Origin of the sequence: Streptomyces sp. Y1 (genome assembly GCF_041053115.1) — a bacterium.
GTDB classification, from domain to species: Bacteria; Actinomycetota; Actinomycetes; order Streptomycetales; family Streptomycetaceae; genus Kitasatospora; species Kitasatospora rubellomurina.
Map to the genome: position 1 here is coordinate 767,803 of NZ_CP163445.1, position 21,757 is coordinate 789,559.

The window sequence follows — 21,757 nt, forward strand, 5'->3', positions numbered from 1 at the left end:
GTCATCACGACCGGCGGGCCCGTCCGCGCATGCCGGCCCTACAGGCTCAGCACCGTCCGCAGCGCCGCCGCCACCTCGGCCTCCGCGTCCCGCGCCGGGCCGGGCGAGCGCCAGGCGACGAAGCCGTCCGGGCGCACCAGCACGGCGCCCTGCGGGCCGAGGCCGTGCAGCTCGGCGAAGTCGGCGCCCGGCTCGGGTGCCAGGTCGTCGTCGGCGCCGGAGCCGATCCGGTAGGCGTCCAGCGGGACGGCCAGCCGGTCGGCGGCCCGCCGGGCGCCCTGCTGCCAGTCGGCGCCGCCCGGCCCGGTGAGCAGCACCATCGCCTGCTCGTACAGGTCCAGCGTGGACAGCCGCACGCCGGCCCGCAGGAGCCACTGGTGCGGGGCCCGGCTGCCCGGCTCGCCCGCCGACTCGAAGGCGTCCGGGACGACCGGCCCCGCCGGGTCGGTGCCGGCCACCGCGCCGACCGGGTAGCGGTAGCCGAGCGCCACCGCCAGCACCCCGGCCTGCCGGCCCACCCCCGGCACCACCGCGTAGCCCGGGTGGCTGTGCTCGGCCGAGCGGGCCGACGCGCGCTCGCCGGTCACCCGGGCGACCGGCAGCCGCTCCTGCCCGTACGTCTCCAGCAGGCCCGGGCCGGCCCAGCCGCACAGCACGGCGGCCAGCTTCCAGGCCAGGTTGTGGGCGTCCTGGATGCCGGTGTTGGAGCCGAACGCGCCGGTCGGGGACATCTCGTGCGCCGCGTCCCCGGCCAGGAAGACCCGCCCGACGCCGTACCGCTCGGCGACCCGCTCGGCCGCGTGCCAGGGCGCCCGGCCGGTCACCTCCACGTCCAGCTCCGGCAGGCCGACCGCGGTGCGGATGTGCCGCTCGCAGCGCTCGTCGGTGAAGGCCTCCAGCGGCTCGCCGTGCTCCGGGTGCCAGGGCGCGTGGAAGACCCACTCCTCCTGGTTGTCCACCGGCAGCAGCGCGCCGTCCGCCTCCGGGTTGGTCAGGTAGCAGGCGATGAAGTGCCGGTCGCCGACCACCTCGGCCAGCCGCTTGGCGCGGAAGGTGATGCTGACGTTGTGGAACAGCTCGCCCTTGCCGCTCTGCCCGATGCCCAGGCGCTCGCGGGCCGGGCTGCGCGGGCCGTCCGCCGCGACCAGGTACTCGGAGCGCACCACCCGCTCCTCGCCGCTCTCCCGGCTGCGCAGCAGTGAGGTGACGCCGTCCGCGTCCTGCTCGAAGGAGACCAGCTCGGTGCCGAAGCGGACGTCCCCGCCCAGGTCGCGGGCCGCCTGCAGCAGCACCGGCTCCAGGTCGTTCTGGCTGCACAGGCACCAGGCGGTGGGGCTGAACCGGGCCAGCCGCCCGCCCGGGTCGATCTCCCGGAACAGCCACTCCTGCTCCTCGCCGGTCAGCGAGGGCGCCTGCAGGATGCCGTGGTTGCGGGCCAGCACCGAGGCCGCCGCGCGGATCGCGGGTTCGATCCCGGCCGTCCGGTAGAGCTCCATGGTGCGGACGTTGTTGCCCCGGCCGCGCGGGTGGTGCGAGGTGTCGGCGTGCTTCTCGACCAGCAGGTGCCTGACGCCCAGCCGCCCGAGGAACAGCGAGGCGGACAGCCCGACCAGCGAGCCGCCCACGATCAGGACCGGCACCCGGTCGTCGACCTTCGGATTCATCAATTGCTCCGCCCTGTAGGGGGATTCCGCGGCGCGGCGAATCGGCTCGGCGCCGCCCTCGACGGGCCCGCACGGCCGGGGCCCCGGTTCTCCATCCCCCGCCCGGCCGCCGTTGTGCCGCCCCTTCGCCCGGATGGCCCGCAAATCTCGCGGGCTCGCCGAGCGGCCGATGACGATCGACCTCAGGCCTGGCGCCGATCGCCCGGGCCGGTGTGGCCGAGAGCAGAAAGTGGATCATGACTACCCTGTCCGAACCGCAGCGGAAACAGCCCTCCGACGACAACGACTCCCGGCTGAGGGTGGTGCTGATGCTGGAGATCCAGGACGGCGCCCAGCAGCGCTTCCTCGACGTCTACGAGCAGCTGCGGCATCAGGTCGCCTCAGTGCCCGGCCACGTCAGCGACCAGCTGTGCCAGTCGATCAACGACCCGCGCCAGTGGCTGATCACCAGCGAGTGGCGGGACCAGGAGACCTTCCTGGAGTGGGTGGACAGCCCCGCCCACCGCGAGATGGTCAAGCCGATGCACGGCTGCGTCAGCGACAACTTCCGCTCCCTGCGCTACGCCGTGCTGCGCGAGACCTCGGCGGCCGGTTCCACCGGCACCCGCGCCCCGATGGAGGTCCCGCCCGGGCTGCCGCGCACCGAACCCGCCGCCGGGCAGGCCGGCCCGCCGAAGGCCGACCCGGGCCCGGACGGCGTCGTCCGCCACGCGCTCACCTTCACCGTCAAGCCCGGCAGCGAGCCCGAGGTGGCCCGCATCCTGTCCGGCTACGCCTCGCCCAAGGCCGAGGTGGACGAGCACACCCGGCTGCGCCGCACCTCGCTGTTCCTGCACGGCAACCGGGTGGTGCGGGCCGTCGAGGTGGAGGGCAGCCTCGGCGACGCGCTGCGGCACGTCGCGATGCAGCCCGAGGTACGGGCCGTCGAGGAGGCGCTCAACCCGCACCTGGAGGAGGCCCGGCAGCTGGGCGACCCGCAGTCGGCGCGCGCCTTCTTCGCCAAGGCCGCGCTGCCCGCCCGGCACCAGGCCATCGCCAGCGCCCCCTGCTCCGGGCGGCTGCACCGGCACGCCGTGCTGTACCCCGTCCGGCCGGGCTGCGGGCCGGCCGTCGCCGAACTGCTGGCCACCTACGACAACCTGGCCACCGCCGACCCGACCGGCCCGGTCGCGGCGAGCACCGTCTTCCACCGGGACGACGTGGTGGTGCGCCTGGTCGACCTCCGGGTGCCGGCCGAGGCCGACCCGGTGGCCGCGCTCGGCGTCGCCGGCGAGCGGGAGGCCGCCGCGCTCGGCGCGCTGCTCGACCTCGGCCCGCACGGGGACCTGCGCACCGTCGCCGGCCTGAGCGCGCTGCTCGCCGCGCGCGCCATGAGCCCGCTCACCGACCGCAGCGCGCAGGAATCCTGACGACACCCCGACCCATCGGAGGCAGCACACCATGACCACCACGCCGTTCCCACGGATCGTCTCCGTCCACGAGGCACCGGAGAACCGCCGCCACGGAGCCGAACTGCGCACCATGCTCACCCCGCCGAGCTGCGGCGCGACCAGCGGCTTCATGGGCCTGGCCATCGTCCGGCCGGGCGAGCGGATCAACGAGCACTACCACCCGTACTCCGAGGAGTTCGTGTTCGTCATCTGCGGCGACCTGGAGGTCGACCTCGACGGGAAGACCTACCCGCTCAAGCCCGAGCAGGGCCTCATGATCCCGATCAACGTGCGCCACCGCTTCCGCAACGTCGGCGCCACCGAGGCCCGGATGGTCTTCCACTGCGGCCCGCTCGCCCCGCGCCCCGACCTCGGCCACGTGACCACCGAGGAGGCCGACGCCGCCGGCCCGCCGGAACCCGCGAAGGTCGCCTCGTGACACGGCGCGTCGCCGTCACCGGAATCGGGGTGGTCGCGCCCGGCGGGGTCGGGGTTCCGGCGTTCTGGGAGCTCCTCACCGCCGGCCGCACCGCCACCCGGGGCATCACGCTCTTCGACCCGGCCGGGTTCCGGTCCCGGATCGCCGCCGAGGTCGACTTCGACCCGGCGGCCCACGGGCTCGGCCCGGACGAGGTCCAACGGGCGGACCGCTACGTGCAGTTCGCGATGGTCGCGGCGGACGAGGCGATCGCCGACGCGGGCCTGGACCTGAGCGCCGAGGACCCGTGGCGGATCGCCGTCTCGCTCGGCACGGCGGTCGGCGGCACCACCCGGCTGGAGCACGACTACGCCCTGGTCAGCGCGCACGGCGCCCGCTGGGACGTCGACCACCGGCACGCCGAGCCGCAGCTGCACCGGGCCTTCGCGCCCAGCACGCTGGCCTCCACCGTCGCCGAACGGGTCGGCGCGCACGGCCCGGTGCAGACCGTCTCCACCGGCTGCACCTCCGGCCTGGACGCGATCGGCTACGGCTTCCAGGCCGTCGAGGAGGGGCGCGCCGACATCTGCGTCGCCGGCGCCTCCGACTCCCCCATCTCGCCGATCACCGTCGCCTGCTTCGACGCCATCAAGGCCACCAGCGAGCGCAACGACGACCCGCAGCACGCCTCCCGCCCCTTCGACGCCCACCGGGACGGCTTCGTGCTCGGCGAGGGCGGCGCCGTCCTGGTGCTGGAGGAACTGGAGCACGCCCGCCGCCGCGGCGCCCGGATCTACGGCGAGCTCGCCGGCTTCGCCACCTTCGGCAACGCCTACCACATGACCGGCCTCACCACCGAGGGGCTGGAGATGTCCCGGGCGATCGACCACGCCCTCGACCACGCCCGGGTGAACCGCACCGACGTCGACTACGTCAACGCGCACGGCTCGGGCACCAAGCAGAACGACCGCCACGAGACTGCGGCGGTCAAGCGCTCGCTCGGCGGGCACGCCTACGAGACGCCGATGAGCTCGATCAAGTCGATGGTCGGGCACTCGCTCGGCGCGATCGGCGCCCTGGAGGTGGTCGCCTGCACCCTGGCGCTCGCCCACAACGTGGTGCCGCCGACCGCCAACTACGAGACTCCGGACCCGGAGTGCGACCTCGACTACGTGCCGCGCACCGCGCGAGAGCTGCCGCTGAGCCACATCCTCTCGGTCGGCAGCGGATTCGGCGGCTTCCAGTCCGCCGTCGTGCTCAACAGAACGGGGTGAGTTCCATGACGTCACGTCAGCAGGGCCGCCGGGCCGTGGTCACCGGCCTCGGCGTGGTGGCGCCGAACGGTGTCGGGGCCGACGCCTTCTGGAAGGCCACCAGGCAGGGCGTGAGCGTCCTCGACCGGATATCCCGCGAGGGCTGCGGCGGCCTGCCGCTCAAAGTCGCGGGCGAGGTACGGGACTTCGACCCGCAGGCGGTGATCGACAGCCGCTACCTCGTGCAGACCGACCGGTTCACGCACTACGCGATGGCCGCCGCCGACCTCGCCGTCGCGGACGCCCGCTTCACGCCCGACCCCGAACAGCCCTACGCGGTCGGCGTGGTGACCGCGGCCGGCTCCGGCGGCGGCGAGTTCGGCCAGCGCGAGCTGCAGCAACTCTGGGGCCAGGGGCCGAGGTTCGTCGGACCGTACCAGTCCATCGCGTGGTTCTACGCGGCCAGCACCGGCCAGATCTCGATCCGCGGCGGCTACAAGGGCCCGTGCGCCGTCGTCGCCAGCGACGAGGCCGGCGGCCTGGACGCGCTCGCGCACGCCGCCCGCTCGATCGGGCGCGGCACCGACGCGGTGGTGGTCGGCGCCGCCGAGGCCCCGCTGGCGCCGTACTCGATGGTCTGCCAGCTCGGCTACCCCGAACTGAGCCTCGCCGAGCGGCCCGAGGCGGCCTACCTGCCGTTCACCGCGCAGGCCTGCGGCTTCTCGCCCGCCGAGGGCGGGGCGATGCTGCTACTGGAGGACGAGCAGGCGGCCCGCCGCCGCGGCGCCACCGTCCGGGCCCACCTGGCCGGGCACGGCGCCACCTTCACCGGCGCCTCCCGCTGGGAGGAGTCCCGGGACGGCCTGGCCGCCGCCGTCCGGGCCGCGCTGGACCAGGCCAGGATCGCGCCCGAGGAGATCGACGTGGTCTTCGCGGACGCCCTCGGCGTGCCGGCCGCCGACCGGGCCGAGGCCCTGGCACTGGCCGACGCGCTCGGCCCGGCCGCCGAACGGGTGCCGGTCACGGCGCCCAAGACCGGTACCGGGCGCGCCTACTGCGGCGCGCCGATGCTGGACGTGGCGGCCGCCGTGCTGGCCATGGAGGACGGCGTCCTGCCGCCCACCCCCAATGTCACCGAGGTCTGCCACGACCTCGCCCTGGTCACCGGCCGCGCCCGGCCGGCCGAGCTGCGCACCGCCCTGGTGCTCAGCCGCGGCCTGATGGGCTCCAACTCCGCGCTGGTGCTCCGGCGCGGCGAACGGCCCTGACCTCTCCGGACAACGCTCCCCGAAGGGACACCCCGTGAGCAACACCCTCAGCTACCCCGAGCTGGCGGACCTGATCCAGGCCCGGGCCGGCGTCAGCATCACCCCGGCCGACCTCGAACAACCCGGCGCCCACTTCGACGACTTCGGCGTGGACTCGCTCGGACTCCTCGGCGTCGTCGGCGAGTTGGAGAACCGGCACGGCCTCAAGGTCACCACCGGCGCCGAATCCGCCAAGACCCCGGCCGAGTTCCTCCAGCTGGTCAACTCCTCCCTCTCCGCGAAGGCAGGCGCCTGAGATGCCCGGACACACCGACAACGAGATCGTCATCAACGCTCCGCTCGACCTGGTCTGGGAGATGACCAACGACCTGGAGAACTGGCCGGACCTGTTCAGCGAGTACGCCTCCGTGGAGGTGCTGGAGCGCACCGGCGACAGCGTCCGCTTCCGGCTCACCATGCACCCCGACGAGAACGGCAACGTGTGGAGCTGGGTCTCCGAGCGCACCACCGACCGGCCCTCGCTGGCGGTGCGCGCCCGCCGGGTCGAACCCGGCCCGTTCGAGTTCATGGACATCCGCTGGGAATACGCCGAAGTCCCGGCCGGGACGAAGATGCGCTGGATCCAGGACTTCGCGATGAAGCCCACCGCGCCGGTCGACGACAACGGCATGGTCAACCACATCAACAAGAACTCCCGGATCCAGATGCAGCTGATCCGGGAGAAGGTCGAGAAGCGGGCGGCCGAGCGATGACCGGAACCGGAGGCGGGATCCACCGCGCCCTGATCGTCGCCCGGATGAAGCCCGAGGCGGCCCCCGACATCGCCGAGGTGTTCGCCGACTCCGACCGGGGCGAACTGCCGCACCTGATCGGCGTCACCGGGCGCAGCCTCTTCCAGTTCGGCGACGTCTACCTGCACCTCATCGAGGCCGACCGCCCGCCGGGGCCGGCCGTCGCCAAGGTCACCGGACACCCGGAGTTCCGGAGCGTCAGCGACCGCCTCACCGCCTTCGTCCAGGCCTACGACCCGGCCACCTGGCGCGAGCCGAAGGACGCGATGGCGCGCGAGTTCTACCGCTGGGACCGCTGACGCACCACGCGTCACCGTGTCCTCCATGGGCCCGCCCCCGGCCGTGCGCCGGGGGCGGGCCCAGGTGCGCGCGGGGCCCGCGCGGGCGTCGCGGCCGTCGCGGGCGGTGTAACCCGGCATCACCCGGATCGCCGGGGCACCCGGGTGAACACACCCGGGACTCCACCCGAAGGGCGCACCGACCGTGGCGGCGCCGCCACGCTCCGGTGGCAGGCGGCCGCACGGTGGATGACGGTGGATCAGGCGCCCCTCCCCGCGACTCCCCTCGACCGGCACCCTGCCGGCGGTCGCGGCCCGTGCGCCGGAAGGATCATCCTCATGCGTTCTGCACGCACGCTGCTCGCCGGAGCCGCCGTCGCCGCCGTCCTCACCGCCGGAGCCCCCATGGCCTTCGCCGACGGCTCCGCCGACCAGGGCAAGAACCTCACCTGGCAGGAGAAGACGGACAAGCCCGCCGACGCCCCCAAGACCACCGACGACAAGAAGCCCGCCGCCCCGACCGAGGAGCACAAGGGCTCCGAGAGCAAGGGCACCGAGCACAAGGGCACCGAGAGCAAGGGCTCCGAAGGCAAGGGCACGGAGAGCAAGGGCCTGGAGGGCAAGGGCACCGAGGCCAAGGAGGAGGAGCACAAGGCCCCGCACGGCGGCGTGCACACCGGCGGCGGCGGCCTGGCCCTGTCCGGCGGCGGGCTCGCCTCCGGCGCCGTCCTGCTGCTCGGCGGCCTCGGCGCCGGCGCCTTCGCCCTGCGCCGCGGCCGCCGCACCTCCGCCGCCCTCTGACTGCTCCCCCACCTCCTCCGCCGCCCCTGGGCGCCCCCGCTGCCGGGGCGCACCGGGGGCGGCGGGCCGTCCCGGAAGGGTGAACGATGGCCGGTCCCGGAATGCCGCGGTTGCTGCGCGCCGGCATGGGCGCGGCAGCGGTCGGCCTGCTGCTGATCTACAACTCGGCGGACACCACGCCGGCCGGCGACCCGGCGGCCGCCCCGGCCGCTCCCCCGGCCGCCACCGCGGCTGCGTCCGCACCCCCCTCCCCGGCCGCCCCGGCCGCCGCACCCGGCGCGCCGGTGCTCAAGCGCGCCAAGCCGACCCGGCTGCGCATCCCCCAGATCGCCGTCGACGCGCCGTTCACCGAGCTCGCCCTCGGCCCCACCGGCCAGCTGGACGCGCCGCCGCCGGACGACAAGAACCTGGTCGGCTGGTACCGCGACGGCGTCACCCCCGGCGAGCGCGGCAGCGCCGTCGTGGCCGGGCACATCGACACCAGCAAGGGCCCGGCGGTGTTCCTGCTGCTGAGCCTGCTGCTGCCGGGCAACAAGGTCGAGGTGAGCCGTGCGGACGGCACCGTCGCCGTCTTCTCGGTCGACTCGGTAGAGACCTTCGCCAAGAACGCCTTCCCCGACCAGAAGGTCTACGGCAAGACCCCCGACGCCCAGCTGCGCCTGATCACCTGCGGCGGCACGTACGACAAGCAGAAGCGCGACTACCTGGACAACGTGGTCGTCTTCGCCCACCTGGAGTCCTCCCACAAGGCCTGAGCGGGGCACACCAACGGCCGCCGCCCCCGTCGAGTCGGGGAGCGGCGGCCGTTGGTGCGGTGCGTGCGGGCGTCAGCGGACGGTGGCCTCGAAGGCGTGGAGGTAGGGGTTGACCGGGCGGACCTCGGTGACGGTCAGGCCGGCCTCGGTCATCAGGCGGACCATGCTGGCCTCGGAGTGCTTGGCGCCGCCGACGTTGAGCATCAGCATGAGGTCCATCGCGGTGGTGAAGCGCATCGAGGGGCTGTCGTCGACGAGGTTCTCGACGACGACCACGCGGGCGCCGGGGCGGGCGGCGGCGACGACGTTGGCGAGGGTGCGGCGGGTGCTGTCGTCGTCCCACTCCAGGATGTTCTTGATGATGTAGAGGTCGGCGCGCACCGGGATGTCCACCCGGCAGTCGCCCGGCACCAGGCGGGCGCGGTCGGCGAGGGCGCCGCCGTCGCGCAGCCGGGGGTCGGCGCCGGCCACGACCTTGGGCAGGTCGAGCAGGGTGCCGTGCAGGGCCGGGTGCTTCTCCAACAGGCTGGCGAGGACGTGGCCCTGGCCGCCGCCGATGTCGACCACCGTGTCGATGCCGGTGAGGTCGAGGTAGTCGGCGAAGTCCCGGGCGGACTGCCGGCTGGAGGTGGTCATCGCCTTGTCGAAGACCCTGGCCGAGTCGCCGCCCTCGCTGTGCAGGTAGTCGAAGAACTCCTTGCCGAACAGCTCGGGGAAGACGTTGCGGCCGGAGCGGACGGCCTCGTCGAGCATCGGCCAGGCCTCCCAGGTCCACGGCTCGGTGCACCAGAGGGAGATGTAGCGCAGCGAGTTGGGCGCGTCCTCGCGCAGCAGGCGGGACATCTCGGTGTGCTCGAAGCGGTCGCCGGCGGTCTCGGCGAAGATGCCGTAGCAGGTGAGGGCGCGCAGCAGGCGGCGCAGCGCGCGGGGTTCGGTGTCGAGGGCGGCGGCGAGTTCGTCGACGGTGGCCGGGGTGTCGTCGAGCGCGTCGGCGACACCGAGCCGGGCGGCGGCGCGGACGGCGGCGGCGCAGGCGGCGCCGAAGACGAGTTCTCGCAGCCGCATCGCGGCCTGGGGGTTGGCGGGGGCGGTGGTCATGGCGGTCCTTCGCGGTGAGGGGGGCGGCGGGCGTCGGGAGCGGGCGGGCGGTGGGCGCGGGTCAGCAGAGGCCGGACGGCTCGGAGACCGAGCAGGTGTTGCGGGCGAAGACGTTGCCGGCGCCGCTGTCGCGGTCGGCGAGGTCGGCCGGGGCGTTACCGCTCAGGTGGTTGCCGGTGACGGTCGCCCGGGCGTTGGGGACGCCGACCGCGCTCTTGAAGAGGACGATGCCGCCGGAGAAGTCGGAGCTGCCGCGGTTGTCGTGGACCTCGTTGTCGGTGACCCGCGTGTCCTCGGTGCCGGTGAGCACGATGCCGGCGCCCTGGATGGCGCCGAGCCGGGGGTTGGCCGGGCAGAACTTGTTGTTGGCGACGACCCGGTTGCGGCGGACGTCGAGGTCCCCGGCGCGCGGCACGCCCTCGTCGCCGACCACGAAGACGCCGGCGCAGTTGCCGCTCATCTTGTTGTCCTGGACGGCCAGGCCGCGCAGCCGGCGGACGGTGACGCCGACCCGGTTGCCGCGCAGGTCGTTGCCCTCGACGACGGTGCCGCCGGTGTCGGGCGCCCCGCCCTCGCGGTAGGCGTAGTTGGCGAGGAAGACGCCGGACTGGCCGTTGTCGACGGAGCGGTTGTCGATGATCGTGGCCCGGGTGGACATCTCCTGGCTGATGCCCTGCTGGGCGTTGTCGTGGACGTAGGTGGCCCGGACGGTCAGACCGGTGGTGCCGCTCGCGTCGATGCCGTTCTTGCGGAAGCCGGTGACGGCCAGGGCCTCGACCGTGACGCCGGCCAGCGGGGCCTGCTCGGTGCCGTCCACGCAGACGCCGTGCCCGGCGGCGGCGCAGGCGTTCTCGGTGCCCGTCCCCGGGGTGATCACGGTGGTCGGGCCGGCGCCGCGCAGGGTGAGGCCGGGGGTGGTGATGCGCACGCTGCCCGCGTAGGTGCCGGGCATCAGCTGGACGGTGTCGCCGGGGCGGGCGGCGTCGACGACCTGCTGGACGGACTCGCCGGGTTGGACGAGGTGCAGGGTGCCTTCGGCGGCGGCGTGCGCCGGGGCGGCGGCGGTCAGGGTGGCGAGGACGGTGGTCAGGGCGGTGGCGGCGGCGGTGGCCGCGGCGAGGAGGTGGACCCGTCGCGTGGGCATGTGTGGTGACCTGTCTTTCCGGCGAGCCTCGTCGTGGACGCCGTGTGAGCGGGCGGTGACGGCCGGTGGGTGCGGCCGAATCGACGCTATGGGTGCCCGGGTGGGGCCGCCACCAGGGGTGGGCTGCGGGACTGACGGGGCGTCGGCCCCCGGGCGTGTCCTGCCGGACGGGCCGCCGTACGGGTGCCGTCCGGGCCCGTGGCATGCTCGGGGCCATGAGCACCGCGCCCGTTCCGTCCCTCGCCGACCTCCGCAACCCGATCGGGGCGCACGTCCCGGTCGCCGGGAAGGGACTGGTCGGGACAGGTCTGGCGTACGCGCGGCGGGTCGGCGCCGAGACGGTGCAGGTGTTCACCGCCAACCCGCGCGGCTGGGCCACTCCCGCCGGCAACCCGGCGCAGGACGAGGAGTTCCGGGCCGCCTGCGCCGAGCAGGGCATGACGGCCTGGGTGCACGCCCCGTACCTGATCAACTTCGGCTCCGACAACCCGGCCACCCGGGAGCGCTCGGCCGCCTCGCTGCGGCACTCGCTGCGCCGCGGGCACGCGATCGGCGCGCTGGGCGTGGTGCTGCACACCGGCTCGGCGGTCGGGACGGCGCCCGGCGGCGGCTCGCGGCGGGCCGAGGCGATGGCGCAGGTGCGCGCCGACGTCCGGCCGCTGCTGGCGGAGCTGGACGGGCTCGGCGAGGACGCGCCGTGGCTGCTGCTGGAGCCGACCGCCGGGCAGGGCAGCTCGCTGTGCTCGCGGCTGGAGCAGCTGGCCGAGTACGTGGAGGCGCTGGACGGCCACCCGAAGGTGGGCGTCTGCCTGGACACCTGCCACGCCTTCGCGGCCGGGCACGACCTGGCCGTGCCGGGCGGGGTGACGGCCGCGCTGGACGCGCTCGCCTCGGCGGCCGGGCCGGGCCGGCTGCGGCTGATCCACGCCAACGACTCGGAGGACGTGGTCGGGGCGCGCAAGGACCGGCACGCCAACATCGGCGCCGGGATGATCGGGGCGGAGCCGTTCCGGGAGCTGTTCGAGCACCCGGAGACCGCCGGGGTGCCGCTGGTGGTGGAGACCCCGGACCGCAAGCACGGCGGGGACGGCACCGGGCACGCGATGGACATCACGGCGCTGAAGGGGCTGCGGGCGCGGGCGGCCGTCACCGTCTGAGGGCCGCCCGCGCCTGGAGCTGCCGGGCGGCGCGACCGGTGTCAGGCTGGAACGAGTCTCCGCCTCTGGGGGTAGTGCCGTGTCCTCGACCTGGAAACTCGCCTCGCTGCCGTGCGGGCGCCGGAGCAAGTGGGTGGTGCTCGCCCTGTGGTTGGTGCTGCTCGTCGCCCTCGGCCCGCTGGCCGGAAAGCTGACGGGCGCCGAGGACAACCAGGCGTCCAGCTGGCTGCCGGGCAGCGCCGAGTCCACCGTCGTCCTGAACGAGCAGCGGACCTTCCAGCCGGTGGACACCGCGCAGGCCGTCGTCGTCTACCAGCGGACCGGCGGCGTCACCCCCGCCGACCGGGCGGAGGCCGCGCGCGAGGCCGCCGGTTTCGCCGCCGTCCCGCACGTCGTCGGCCCGGTCGTCGGGCCGGTGGTCTCCGGCGACGGCCAGGCGATGCAGACCGTCGTGCCGATCGACATCAGCGGCAGCAACGGCTGGAACGCCCTCAAACCCGCCGTCGAGACCCTGCGCAGCACCGCCGCCGCGAACAGCCAGGGCATGACCACCCACGTCACCGGCCCCGGCGGGATCGGCGCCGACCAGGCCAAGGCCTTCGCGGGCATCGACAGCTCCCTGCTCGCCGCCACCGTCAGCGTGGTCGTCGTCCTGCTGCTGCTCACCTACCGCAGCCCGGTGCTGTGGCTGCTGCCGCTGCTCTCCGCGGCCGGCGCGCTGACCGTCTCCCAGGCGTTCATCTACCTGCTGGCCGAGCACGCCGGGCTGACCGTCAACGCGCAGAGCGCCGGCATCCTGATCGTCCTGGTGCTCGGCGCGGGGACGGACTACGCGCTGCTGCTCACCGCCCGCTACCGCGAGGAGCTGCGCCGCCACGAGGACCGGCACGAGGCGATGGCCTTCGCCCTGCACCGGGCCGGTCCCGCCGTCCTCGCCTCCTCGGCCACCGTGGTCGCCTCGATGCTCTGCCTGCTGATCGCCGAGATGAACTCCACCCGCGGCCTCGGCCCGGTGCTGGCGATCGGCGTGCTGGTCGCCCTCGCCGCCATGCTGACCCTGCTGCCCGCGCTGCTGGTGATCGTCGGCCGGTGGGTGTTCTGGCCGGTCAGGCCCGGGTACGGCACGCCGGAGCCGACCCGCAGCGGCCGCTGGGCGCACGTCGGGGCGTGGATCGCCCGGCGGCCCCGCGCGGTGTGGGTCGGGACGGCGCTGGCGCTCGCGGCCTGCTGCGTGGGGCTGGTGTCGCTGAACGCCTCCGGGGTCAGCACGGCCGGGACGTTCACCGGCAAACCCGACTCGGTGGTCGGCCAGCAGGTGCTGGAGCAGCACTTCCCCGGGGGGACCGGCGCCCCGCTCAGCATCGTGTCCACCGCGGCCGACGCGCCGGCCGTCCGGGCCGCCGCCCAGTCCACGCCCGGGGTGGCGGACGCCTCGCCGCCGATCGTCCGGGACGGGCGGGCGCTGTTCCGGGCCACCCTCACCGACCCGCCGGACAGCCGGGCCGCCAAGGACACCGTCGACCGGGTGCGCGCCGCCGTGCACGCCGTGCCGGGCGCGGACGCCAAGGTGGGCGGCAACACGGCCGTCGTGCTGGACGCCGGGCGGGCGGCCGCGAACGACAACCGGGCGATCATCCCGCTGGTGCTCGGCGTGGTGCTGCTGATCCTGGCCGTACTGCTGCGGGCCGTCACCGCGCCGCTGGTGCTGATCGCGACGGTGGTGCTGTCGTACGCGGCGGCGCTCGGGATCAGCGCGTTCTTCTTCGCGAACGTCTTCCACTTCCAGGGCCAGGACCAGGCGTTCCCGCTGTTCGTCTTCGTCTTCCTGGTCGCCCTGGGGATCGACTACAACATCTTCCTGATGACCCGGGTGCGGGAGGAGTCCGCCCAGCACGGCACCCGGCAGGGCGCGCTGACCGGGCTGTCGGCGACCGGCGGCGTGATCACCTCGGCCGGGCTGATCCTGGCCAGCACCTTCGCCGTGCTGGGGACGCTGCCGCTGGTCGCCTTCGCCGAGATCGGCTTCGCGGTGGCGCTGGGCGTCCTGATGGACACCCTGGTGGTGCGCTCGGTGCTGGTCACCGCGCTGACCATGGACCTGGACCGGCACATGTGGTGGCCGGGGCGGCTCTCCCGGCGGTCCGCCAACGCCCAGGCGCCGGAACCGGCCGGTCGGCGGCCCGGACAGCCGTGAGCCCGGGGCCGCCGAGGCGGTCCCGGGCCCAGGGCCGGATCAGCTGGATCGGCCGGATCGGCCGATCAGCAGTCGCCGGCGCAGAAGTCGTCGGTGTACGAGTCGGCGTTGAGCCAGTTGGCGTGCGGGCCGAACAGGCCGACGCCGGCGGAGCCCGTGCTCATGCTCATGGCGGACTGCGCGTCCGACACGTGCCAGGCCGCCATCGCCGGAGCCGGCGCCGCGAGGGCGGCGGCACCCGTCACGACGGTGATCACGGCGAGCTTGCGGATCTTCCCACGAAGCGACATCCGATGTCCTTTTTTGTTCGTCTCTGGTCCTCAACCCGCGCCCCCGAACGGCCAGTTCGACCGCAAGACAGAACGGGCGGCGCCCCACCTCGGAGCGCCGCGCCAAGGTTGGCACACGAACGCGGACCGGCGGGCGCTCGCCGCAACCGCGCTGGGACATCCGGGTGACACATCTCCCCCGCGCGGACGAACACGGCCGCACGCCCGCATATCGGGTCGAACGGCCTCGCGAAGGGCGCCGGACGAGCGCCGGACGAGCGCCGGTGCGGCCCGGGTGCGACCGGAAATCTTGCGGTGATCGGCTCGCCCGGGCGAACAAATCCCATCGATTTGGTGCACAGTTCGCCCTGGTCCGAGCATGAACGGTCGCTCCACCGAGCGCGAGCAGGACCACGAAAGGCGCACCACCCTCATGCAGACCAGCCCGGCCGCACCCCGGCAGGCGACCCGACCGAGCGGACCGGACACCCCGGACCAGGTCACCCCCGGACCCGAAAAGGCCGGCTCGACGAGCGGCTCGAAGAGCGGCCGCTTCGGGCTGCCGACCGCCACCGCCCTGGTCATGGGCAACATCATCGGCGGCGGCATCTTCATGATCCCGGCGGCCGTGGCACCGTTCGGCACGCTCAGCCTGGTCTCCTTCGTCGTGCTCACCGTGGGCGCGATCGCCCTGGCGCTGGTCTTCGGGCAGCTGGCGCGCCGCAACCCGCGCACCGGCGGGCCGTACGTCTACGCCCGCGAGGCCTTCGGGGACTTCGCCGGCTTCCTGTCCGCCTGGTCGTACTGGATCACCACCTGGGTGAGCAACGCCGCGCTCGCGGTCGCCGCGGTCGGCTACCTCGACGTGCTGGTGCCGGTCGCGCACAACACGGCCGTCAGCATCGCCGTCGCGCTCGCCTTCCAGTGGCTGCCCGCGCTCGCCAACCTGGCCGGCACCCGGTACGTCGGAGTCGTCCAACTCGTCTCCACCGTCCTGAAGTTCGTCCCGCTGGCGATCGTCTCGGTGGGCGGCCTGTTCTTCTTCGACCCGAAGAACCTCGGCCCGTTCAACGCGAGCGGCCAGGGCGCGCTCGGCGGCATGAGCGCCGCGGCGGCGATCCTGCTGTTCAGCTACCTGGGCGTCGAGTCGGCCGCGATGAGCGCCGGCCAGGTCCGCGACCCGGAGCGCAACGTCGGCCGGGCCAGCGTGCTCGGCACCACCGGCGCGGCCGTGGTCTACCTGCTGGGCACGCTCGCGGTGTTCGGCACCGTCGCGCACGACACGCTGGTGCACTCCAGTGCGCCGTTCTCGGACGCCGTGAACGCCATGTTCGGCGGCACCTGGGGCGGCACCGCGATCGCCGTCGCCGCGCTGGTCTCGATGACCGGCGCGCTCAACGGCTGGACCCTGCTGGCCGCGCAGGCCCCGTACGCGGCGGCGAAGGACGGGCTGTTCCCGGCCGCCTTCGGCAAGGAGAAGCGCGGGGTGCCGACCTTCGGCGTGATCGTCAGCGTCGCGCTCGCCTCGGTGCTGACGGTGGCCAACTTCGCCAGCGGCGCCAAGGGCGCGTTCGACATGCTGGTGCTGGTCACCACCTTCACCGCGACCGTCCCGTACCTGCTCTCCACCGCCGCCCAGCTGTACTGGCTGGTGCGCGGCGCGAGCGAGAAGGTCGACGGCGGGCGGCTGGTCCGCGACGCCGTGCTGGGCGTGGGCGCGTTCGGCTTCTCGCTCTGGCTGCTCGCCGGGGCCGGCTACGCCGCCGTCTACCAGGGCGTGCTGTTCCTGTTCGCCGGCATCCTGGTCTACGTGTGGATGGCCGGGCGCCGCCGAGGCGCCGAGGACTGACCGCACCGGCCCCGCACACAAGCCGTCCGCACCGGGGATCGCCCCGGTGCGGACGGCTTGTTCGTAGCCGGATAGGCTCCCGGCCGGGAGGGATCATGACGGGTCGGAGCTGGTACGAGGACCGGGACGGCGACGCGGACGCCGAGCGGGTGGGCGAACGGGCGGCGCGCGCCGAGCGCTTCGGGTGGCTCGCGATCGCCGGGGTCAGCGGGCTCCTCGTGGTCGCCGTGCTCGCCGCGGTGGTGCTGGCCGTGGTCGCGGTCGTCGCCGGCTACCTCCTCCTCACCGCCTCTCGGCCGTAGGGGCCGTAGGGGCCGTCCCGCTACGGCTGGCGGGCGGGGCCGTCCTGGCGCAGCCGGTCCAGCTCGACGGCCTCGTACAGGGCCTTGATGTTGGAGGATCCGAAGGTCTCGGCGCCGAGTCGCTCGATGACCTCGAAGAAGAGGGTGCGCCGCGGGTGCGTGGACCGGGTGAAGACCTGGAAGAGCTGCCCGCCGTGGTCCTCGTCGACGAGCAGGTTCAGCTCGCGCAGCGCCTCCAGGCCGTGCCGGCGCAACTCCACGCGTCGGGCGAGCAGTTCGTAGTAGGTGGCGGGGGTGCTCAGGAACTCCACGCCGCCGCCGGACAGGGCTCGGACCGAGCCGACGGCGTCCTCGCTGGAGAAGGCGATGTGCTGGACGCCCGAACCGCCGTGGTTCTTCAGGAAGTCGTCGATCTGGCCGGGGTCGGCGGCCGGGTCCGGCTGGATGACGGTGAAGGTGATGTCACCACTGCGGCTCTGCACCACCTTCGACAGCATCGCCTGCGATCCGACGGCGATGCGCTCCTCGAAGATCTCCCGGAACCCGAGGGCCTGCCGGTAGAACGCGACCGTCTCGTCGAGCTCACCGACGTTCACGCACACGGCGAAGTGGTCGATCTCCAGCAGCCCGGGTTCCGGACCGTCCGAGCCGGCGCCGGTTGCGGTGCCGGCGCCGGTTCCGGTGTCGACGGGCCGGAACCCGGGCGGGAGCCCGTCGTCGGCGGCGTCGCGTTCGACCAGGGTGTGGACGACGTCCCCGAAGCCGGCGAGCTCGGCGACGGCGGTGCCCCCGACCTCGCCGGCCAGCGGCCGGGCTCCGCGGTCCACCGCGTGGGCGAGGGCGGCCGACGCGTCGCCGGTGCGCAGGGCGATGCGGGCCACGCCCGAGCCGTGGCGCCGGACGTAGACGGCGGCCGGGTGCTCCTCGTCGGTGCCTTCGGTGAGCACCAGGAGGATCCTGCCCTGGCGCAGGGCGAGGCTGCGGCACCCGTCCGCCGGCCCGCCCGCGGTGCCGACGACGGCGAAGCGGTACCGGCCGGTCCACTCGGCGGCCGCGCGCTCCAGGTCCTCGACGTAGAGCTCCACGTGGTCCAGCCGGAGGTCGTCGACCGGGAGGGCGGCGGCGGGCCGGGGGGCCTGCCGGGGACGATCGTGGCGCTCGAAGTCTTCCGTGACGGTCATGCGTGAAGTCCGATTCCGGGTCGGATCCGGCGCGCACGGCACCGGATCACGACCACTCCCCCGTCGCCCGGTGCGAGACATTCGGCCGGGCGTTCCCTCGCCCCGTGAAACGGGTTACCCAACCCATTGCGGACGGAGCGGAAACCGCCCGATCGGCGGCTCGGAGATCAGTAGATGCGCTCGAAAGCGAGCGCGTCAAGTGACCCACGACACGGTCCGGCCAAGGTGGCAGGGTCCGGCCAATCCGGCGCGAAGGAGACGGATCCGGCGGCCTCTTTGTGTCACGGGCGGCGAATTCCGGAAAGTGAAAGAACGTAACAGAAAAAGCCCGGCAATGGCCTTCGCCTCAAGGCCCGCAAGGCCGGCGTCGGTTTCGTCGAGGCCGCCGTGTTCCGCATGCCGGACGAGCCGCCGAGGGGTGGCGTTCGGGCCCCGCCCCGTGCAGTACTGTGAGGGAGATCCCGGCGCAACCGCCGGTCGACCGCGTGCGTCTCAGTGCGCAAGTCGCCATCGCATGGATGGCGCTCGCGCGGAAAGGGTAACGTCCGAACCGGGCGCACGCGAATGCCGCAATGCGGCGGCGATGACTCCTCCCGGTCCGTGCGGGGCACGGCAGAACCGGGACGGCCGCGCGGCGATCGAACGAGCGACGACAAATCCAGAGCACACAGGCATTCCACAATCACGGGGGGACATCGTGGTTCCGATGGAAAATGAAAGTCACACACGGAATTCCACCGGGGGGCGTCACGGCATCGAAACGGTGCACGGGCTGGTCCGCCGGTGCGCGGAGGAACGGCCGTCCGCGGTGGCGATCGTGTCCGGCGACCGGCGGGTGACCTACCGCGAACTGCAGGCACTCGCCGACGACTACGCCGCCGAGCTCGCGCGCCACGGCGTCGGGCGGGGCGATCTGGTGCCGGTGCTCATGGCGCGCGGCCCGGAGCTCGTCGCGGCCCTGCTGGCGGTGCTCGAACGCGGCGCCGCCTACTCCGCCCTCGACCTCCGGTGGCCGCGGGAGCGGCTCACCTCGTTGATCGCGGCCCTGGACGCGAAGCTGCTGGTGACCTCGGAGGCGGGCGCGTGGCCCGTCCCGGTGGTGGCGCCGCCCCGGGTGGCGGACCTGACGGACACCCACGTCACCGCGGGCCGCGCACCGCAGCGGATCGAGGTGCGCGGCGACGAGCCGTTCGCCGTGTTCTTCACCTCGGGATCGAGCGGCACGCCCAAGGCGACCGTCGTCCCCCACCGCGGCATGGTCGGCCTCTTCGAGGAGTGCGACTTCGCCGACTACGGCCCCGGCAACGTGGTGCCGCAGCTCGCGCCGGCGACCTGGGACGGGTTCTGCCTCGACGGCTGGGGCGTCCTGATGAACGGCGGCACGTCGGTGTTCGTCGACGACGCGGTGCTGGTGCCGGCCACGCTCCGCCGGCTGGTGGCCGAACACGGCGTCAACGGCGCCTCCCTGACGGCCACGCTGTTCAACATGATCGTCGACGAGGACCTCGACGCGTTCGAGGGGCTGCGCTGGCTGATCACCGGCGGCGAGCGCGCCTCCGCCGGCCACATGGGACGCTTCGTGGCGCGCTTCCCGGCCGTCGCCCTGCACAACATGTACGGCCCCGTGGAGACCACCGCGGTGGTGACCGCGCGCCGGGTCACGGCCGAGGACTGCGTCGACCCCGCCGGCGTCCCGCTGGGCCGGGTGCTCGACGGGACGACGATCCTCGTCCTGGACGGGGACCGGCCCTGCGCCCCGGGCGAGACGGGTGAACTGTGCATCGCCGGGGCCGGGCTCGCGACGGGCTACCTCGGCGACCCGGAGCTCACGGCGAGGAAGTTCCCCGAGGTCGCCGTCGACGGGCGGACCCACCGGGTGTACCGGACCGGCGACCTCGGGCACTACTCGGCCGAGCACGTGCTGTACTTCGACGGCCGCCTCGACCGGCAGGTCAAGATCCGCGGCCACCGGATCGAGCCGGCCGAGATCGAGCGGGCCGCCACCCGCGTCGCCGGGATCACGGCCGCCGCGGTGGTGGTGCTCGACGGCCCGGAGGGGCGCGGCCGGAGCCTGTGCCTGTGCTACGCCGGGCGCGGCGAGAACGTGCCCGACGAACCGGCCGTGCGCGCCGAACTGGCCACCCGGCTGCCCGGCTACCTGGTGCCCGACCGGATCCGCCGGCTCGCGGCGATGCCCCTGCTGGCCAGCGGCAAGGTCGACCAGCGGACGGTCGAGCGGCTCGCCGCCGAGGACGAGCACGACGAGTACCCGGACAACGCGCCGGGGGCGCAGCACGCGCTGGACCCCGTCGAGACGCGCCTGGCGGCCGTGTTCGGCCAGATCCTCGGCCGTGCCGGTGTCCCGCCGGAGCGCTCGATCTTCGAGCTGGGCGCCAACTCGCTCGACGCGGCCCGGCTCTGCGCGAAGGTGGCCGCGGAGTTCGGGGTGGCGGTACCGGCCTCGCAGGTGTTCGTGACCTCGACCGTGCGCGACCTCGCCGTCGCGCTGAAGCCGCTGCTGGACGCCGGGGAGTCGGATACGGGCGGTGCCGTGGCGCACGGCACCGCGGCGGAGCAGGCCGGCGGCCCGGTCGCGCTGCCCGTGCACTACGCACTGGCCCTGTGGGAGGGCAGGTCCGAGGCCTCCGACCTCGCGTACCTCTGCTCGATGGCGTGGTGGCTGAACGGCACCCCGGACCTCGGGGCGCTGTCCCGGGCGATCCTCGACGTCCACGGCCGCCACCAGGCGCTGCACTCGCGGTACCTGATGGACCCCGGCCCCACCGCGGTGCCGTCCCCCGACCTGCCCGGACCGGAGCTGCGGCAGCTGCCGGACGAGCGCACCGAGGACGAGGCGGTGGCCGCCCTGCACGCCGCGCTCTACCGGCCGCTGTCGCTCGCCGAGGGGAGGATCTGGCGCTGCGCGGCGGTGCGGAGCACCGAGAGCGGACGCCTGCTGTTCGGTCTCATCGTCCACCACGTGGCGTTCGACGGCGCGTCCCAGGAGCCGATGGCCGCCGACCTGGCCACCGCCTACCGGGCCCGACTGCTCGGCCGCGCCCCGGAGTTCGCGCAGCCCGCCCAGACGCTGGCCGAGATCGCCGACATCTACCGGCGGCGGCGCGCGGCCGCCGACGTGGACGGCCAGATCGGCTACTGGACGCGGGAGCTCGACGGCCTCCCGCAGCTCGCCCTGCCCGGGCGGCTGCCCTCCTCGGCCACCGACGGCCCCCGGGTGTCGGTGTCCCGGCAGGTCTCCGCCCGGGAGATGGAGCCCTGGGACGCCGCCGTCCGCCGGCAGGGGTCGACCAGGCTGGCGGCGCTGGCCGTCGCGTACTCCTCGATCCTGCGCGGGCTGTCCGGCCAGGACGAACTCGCCCTGCTGGTGCCGTTCTCCAGCTGGGCCGGCGACCCCGGCCGGTCGATGTCCACCCGGATGGACATGTTCTGCCTGCGGCTGCGCCCCGCGACCGCCGAGAGCGACGTGTGGGACGGCGCCGGGCGGGCGGTCGGCGCCGCGCTCGCCGCCCAGGACGTGTCCTTCGCCGAGGCGGCCATGCCGGTGCTCGCCGGGATGGGCCAGGAAGCGCTCGGCCGGCTGCCGGTGCTCCTGGTGGAGAACCTGAGCGATCCGGAGCTGCCGCTGCCGTCCTGCCGCTCCGAGTTCGTCCGCATGGACGCCCCGACCACGATGAGCGAGCTGGAGACCGAGGTCTGGTACGCCGCAGACGGCGGAGTGCGGCTCAACGTGTGGGTGTGGACGGACCGTTACCCCGTGGAGTTCGCCGAGCACCTGGCCGACGCGTTCCAGCACGTCCTGCGCGCGGGGCCGGCGGCCCTGGCCTGAGCCGACCCGCCGCGACCTGACGGAGCGTCACCAACTAGCGTGGGTCCCTCGGCATCCC

The 21,757-nt window shown here is 74.1% G+C and carries 19 protein-coding genes; 14 read left to right on the forward strand and 5 right to left on the reverse strand.

Features of this window, described 5'->3' with window-relative positions:
* Positions 1-38: 38 nt before the first annotated feature.
* Positions 39-1,664 carry an FAD-dependent oxidoreductase gene (locus AB2U05_RS03115; protein ID WP_369182338.1) on the reverse strand — a complete coding sequence of 542 codons (1,626 nt, stop codon included), beginning with the start codon at positions 1,662-1,664 and terminating at the stop codon, positions 39-41.
* Between the two features lie 236 nt (positions 1,665-1,900).
* On the opposite strand from AB2U05_RS03115, the gene AB2U05_RS03120 reads away from it, so the two are divergent.
* The 9 genes from AB2U05_RS03120 to AB2U05_RS03160 all read left to right on the forward strand — a co-directional run bounded on the left by AB2U05_RS03120 (position 1,901) and on the right by AB2U05_RS03160 (position 8,658).
* Entirely contained in the window at positions 1,901-3,073 is a 1,173-nt protein-coding gene (locus tag AB2U05_RS03120) for a SchA/CurD-like domain-containing protein (RefSeq protein WP_045693274.1), read from the forward strand.
* Between the two features lie 31 nt (positions 3,074-3,104).
* Entirely contained in the window at positions 3,105-3,533 is a 429-nt protein-coding gene (locus AB2U05_RS03125) for a cupin domain-containing protein (protein WP_045693275.1), read from the forward strand.
* Positions 3,530-4,786: a beta-ketoacyl synthase gene (locus AB2U05_RS03130; protein WP_045693276.1), complete on the forward strand. Its 1,257-nt coding sequence runs from the start codon at positions 3,530-3,532 to the stop codon at positions 4,784-4,786. The genes AB2U05_RS03125 and AB2U05_RS03130 overlap by 4 nt, the downstream gene beginning before the upstream one ends.
* A gap of 5 nt (positions 4,787-4,791) precedes the next feature.
* Positions 4,792-6,033 (forward strand): beta-ketoacyl synthase N-terminal-like domain-containing protein, encoded by a 1,242-nt coding sequence (locus AB2U05_RS03135; RefSeq protein WP_045693277.1) that lies wholly within the window; start codon positions 4,792-4,794, stop codon positions 6,031-6,033.
* Positions 6,034-6,067: 34 nt separating this feature from the next.
* Entirely contained in the window at positions 6,068-6,328 is a 261-nt protein-coding gene (locus AB2U05_RS03140; RefSeq protein WP_045693278.1) for an acyl carrier protein, read from the forward strand.
* Between the two features lies 1 nt (position 6,329).
* On the forward strand, positions 6,330-6,785 hold the full coding sequence (locus AB2U05_RS03145; protein ID WP_045693279.1) for an SRPBCC family protein: 456 nt from the start codon (positions 6,330-6,332) through the stop codon (positions 6,783-6,785).
* A gap of 17 nt (positions 6,786-6,802) precedes the next feature.
* The gene (locus AB2U05_RS03150; protein ID WP_045693338.1) at positions 6,803-7,123 is read left to right on the forward strand and encodes a TcmI family type II polyketide cyclase; all 321 of its coding nucleotides are present in this window, start codon (positions 6,803-6,805) and stop codon (positions 7,121-7,123) included.
* 318 nt (positions 7,124-7,441) lie between these two features.
* Positions 7,442-7,903, forward strand: a complete 462-nt coding sequence (locus AB2U05_RS03155) for a hypothetical protein (RefSeq protein ID WP_045708695.1) — start codon at positions 7,442-7,444, stop codon at positions 7,901-7,903.
* 86 nt (positions 7,904-7,989) lie between these two features.
* Entirely contained in the window at positions 7,990-8,658 is a 669-nt protein-coding gene (locus AB2U05_RS03160) for a class F sortase (RefSeq protein WP_369182339.1), read from the forward strand.
* 72 nt (positions 8,659-8,730) lie between these two features.
* Here AB2U05_RS03160 and AB2U05_RS03165 read toward each other — a convergent pair whose 3' ends face one another.
* A complete protein-coding gene (locus tag AB2U05_RS03165; RefSeq protein WP_045693282.1) occupies positions 8,731-9,756 on the reverse strand; it encodes a methyltransferase in 1,026 nt (341 codons plus the stop codon).
* 61 nt (positions 9,757-9,817) lie between these two features.
* On the reverse strand, positions 9,818-10,900 hold the full coding sequence (locus tag AB2U05_RS03170; protein ID WP_369182340.1) for a nitrous oxide reductase family maturation protein NosD: 1,083 nt from the start codon (positions 10,898-10,900) through the stop codon (positions 9,818-9,820).
* A gap of 215 nt (positions 10,901-11,115) precedes the next feature.
* Between AB2U05_RS03170 and AB2U05_RS03175 the strand changes: the two genes are divergently transcribed.
* Together AB2U05_RS03175 and AB2U05_RS03180 are read left to right on the forward strand one after the other, a co-directional pair.
* Complete coding sequence (locus tag AB2U05_RS03175; protein WP_369182341.1) at positions 11,116-12,057, forward strand: deoxyribonuclease IV; 942 nt, start codon at positions 11,116-11,118, stop codon at positions 12,055-12,057.
* Between the two features lie 79 nt (positions 12,058-12,136).
* The gene (locus tag AB2U05_RS03180; protein ID WP_369182342.1) at positions 12,137-14,251 is read left to right on the forward strand and encodes an MMPL family transporter; all 2,115 of its coding nucleotides are present in this window, start codon (positions 12,137-12,139) and stop codon (positions 14,249-14,251) included.
* 65 nt (positions 14,252-14,316) lie between these two features.
* On the opposite strand, the gene AB2U05_RS03185 is transcribed toward AB2U05_RS03180, so the two are convergent.
* Positions 14,317-14,541 carry a hypothetical protein gene (locus tag AB2U05_RS03185; RefSeq protein WP_045693285.1) on the reverse strand — a complete coding sequence of 75 codons (225 nt, stop codon included), beginning with the start codon at positions 14,539-14,541 and terminating at the stop codon, positions 14,317-14,319.
* A gap of 358 nt (positions 14,542-14,899) precedes the next feature.
* On the opposite strand from AB2U05_RS03185, the gene AB2U05_RS03190 reads away from it, so the two are divergent.
* Positions 14,900-16,369: an amino acid permease gene (locus AB2U05_RS03190; protein WP_369182343.1), complete on the forward strand. Its 1,470-nt coding sequence runs from the start codon at positions 14,900-14,902 to the stop codon at positions 16,367-16,369.
* Positions 16,370-16,464: 95 nt separating this feature from the next.
* A complete protein-coding gene (locus tag AB2U05_RS03195) occupies positions 16,465-16,671 on the forward strand; it encodes a hypothetical protein (protein WP_369182344.1) in 207 nt (68 codons plus the stop codon).
* 20 nt (positions 16,672-16,691) lie between these two features.
* Here the strand turns inward: AB2U05_RS03195 and hppD are convergent, their stop codons facing one another.
* A complete protein-coding gene (gene hppD / locus AB2U05_RS03200) occupies positions 16,692-17,852 on the reverse strand; it encodes a 4-hydroxyphenylpyruvate dioxygenase (RefSeq protein WP_369182345.1) in 1,161 nt (386 codons plus the stop codon).
* A gap of 706 nt (positions 17,853-18,558) precedes the next feature.
* Between hppD and AB2U05_RS03205 the strand changes: the two genes are divergently transcribed.
* A complete protein-coding gene (locus AB2U05_RS03205) occupies positions 18,559-21,699 on the forward strand; it encodes an amino acid adenylation domain-containing protein (RefSeq protein ID WP_369182346.1) in 3,141 nt (1,046 codons plus the stop codon).
* Positions 21,700-21,757: the final 58 nt, after the last annotated feature.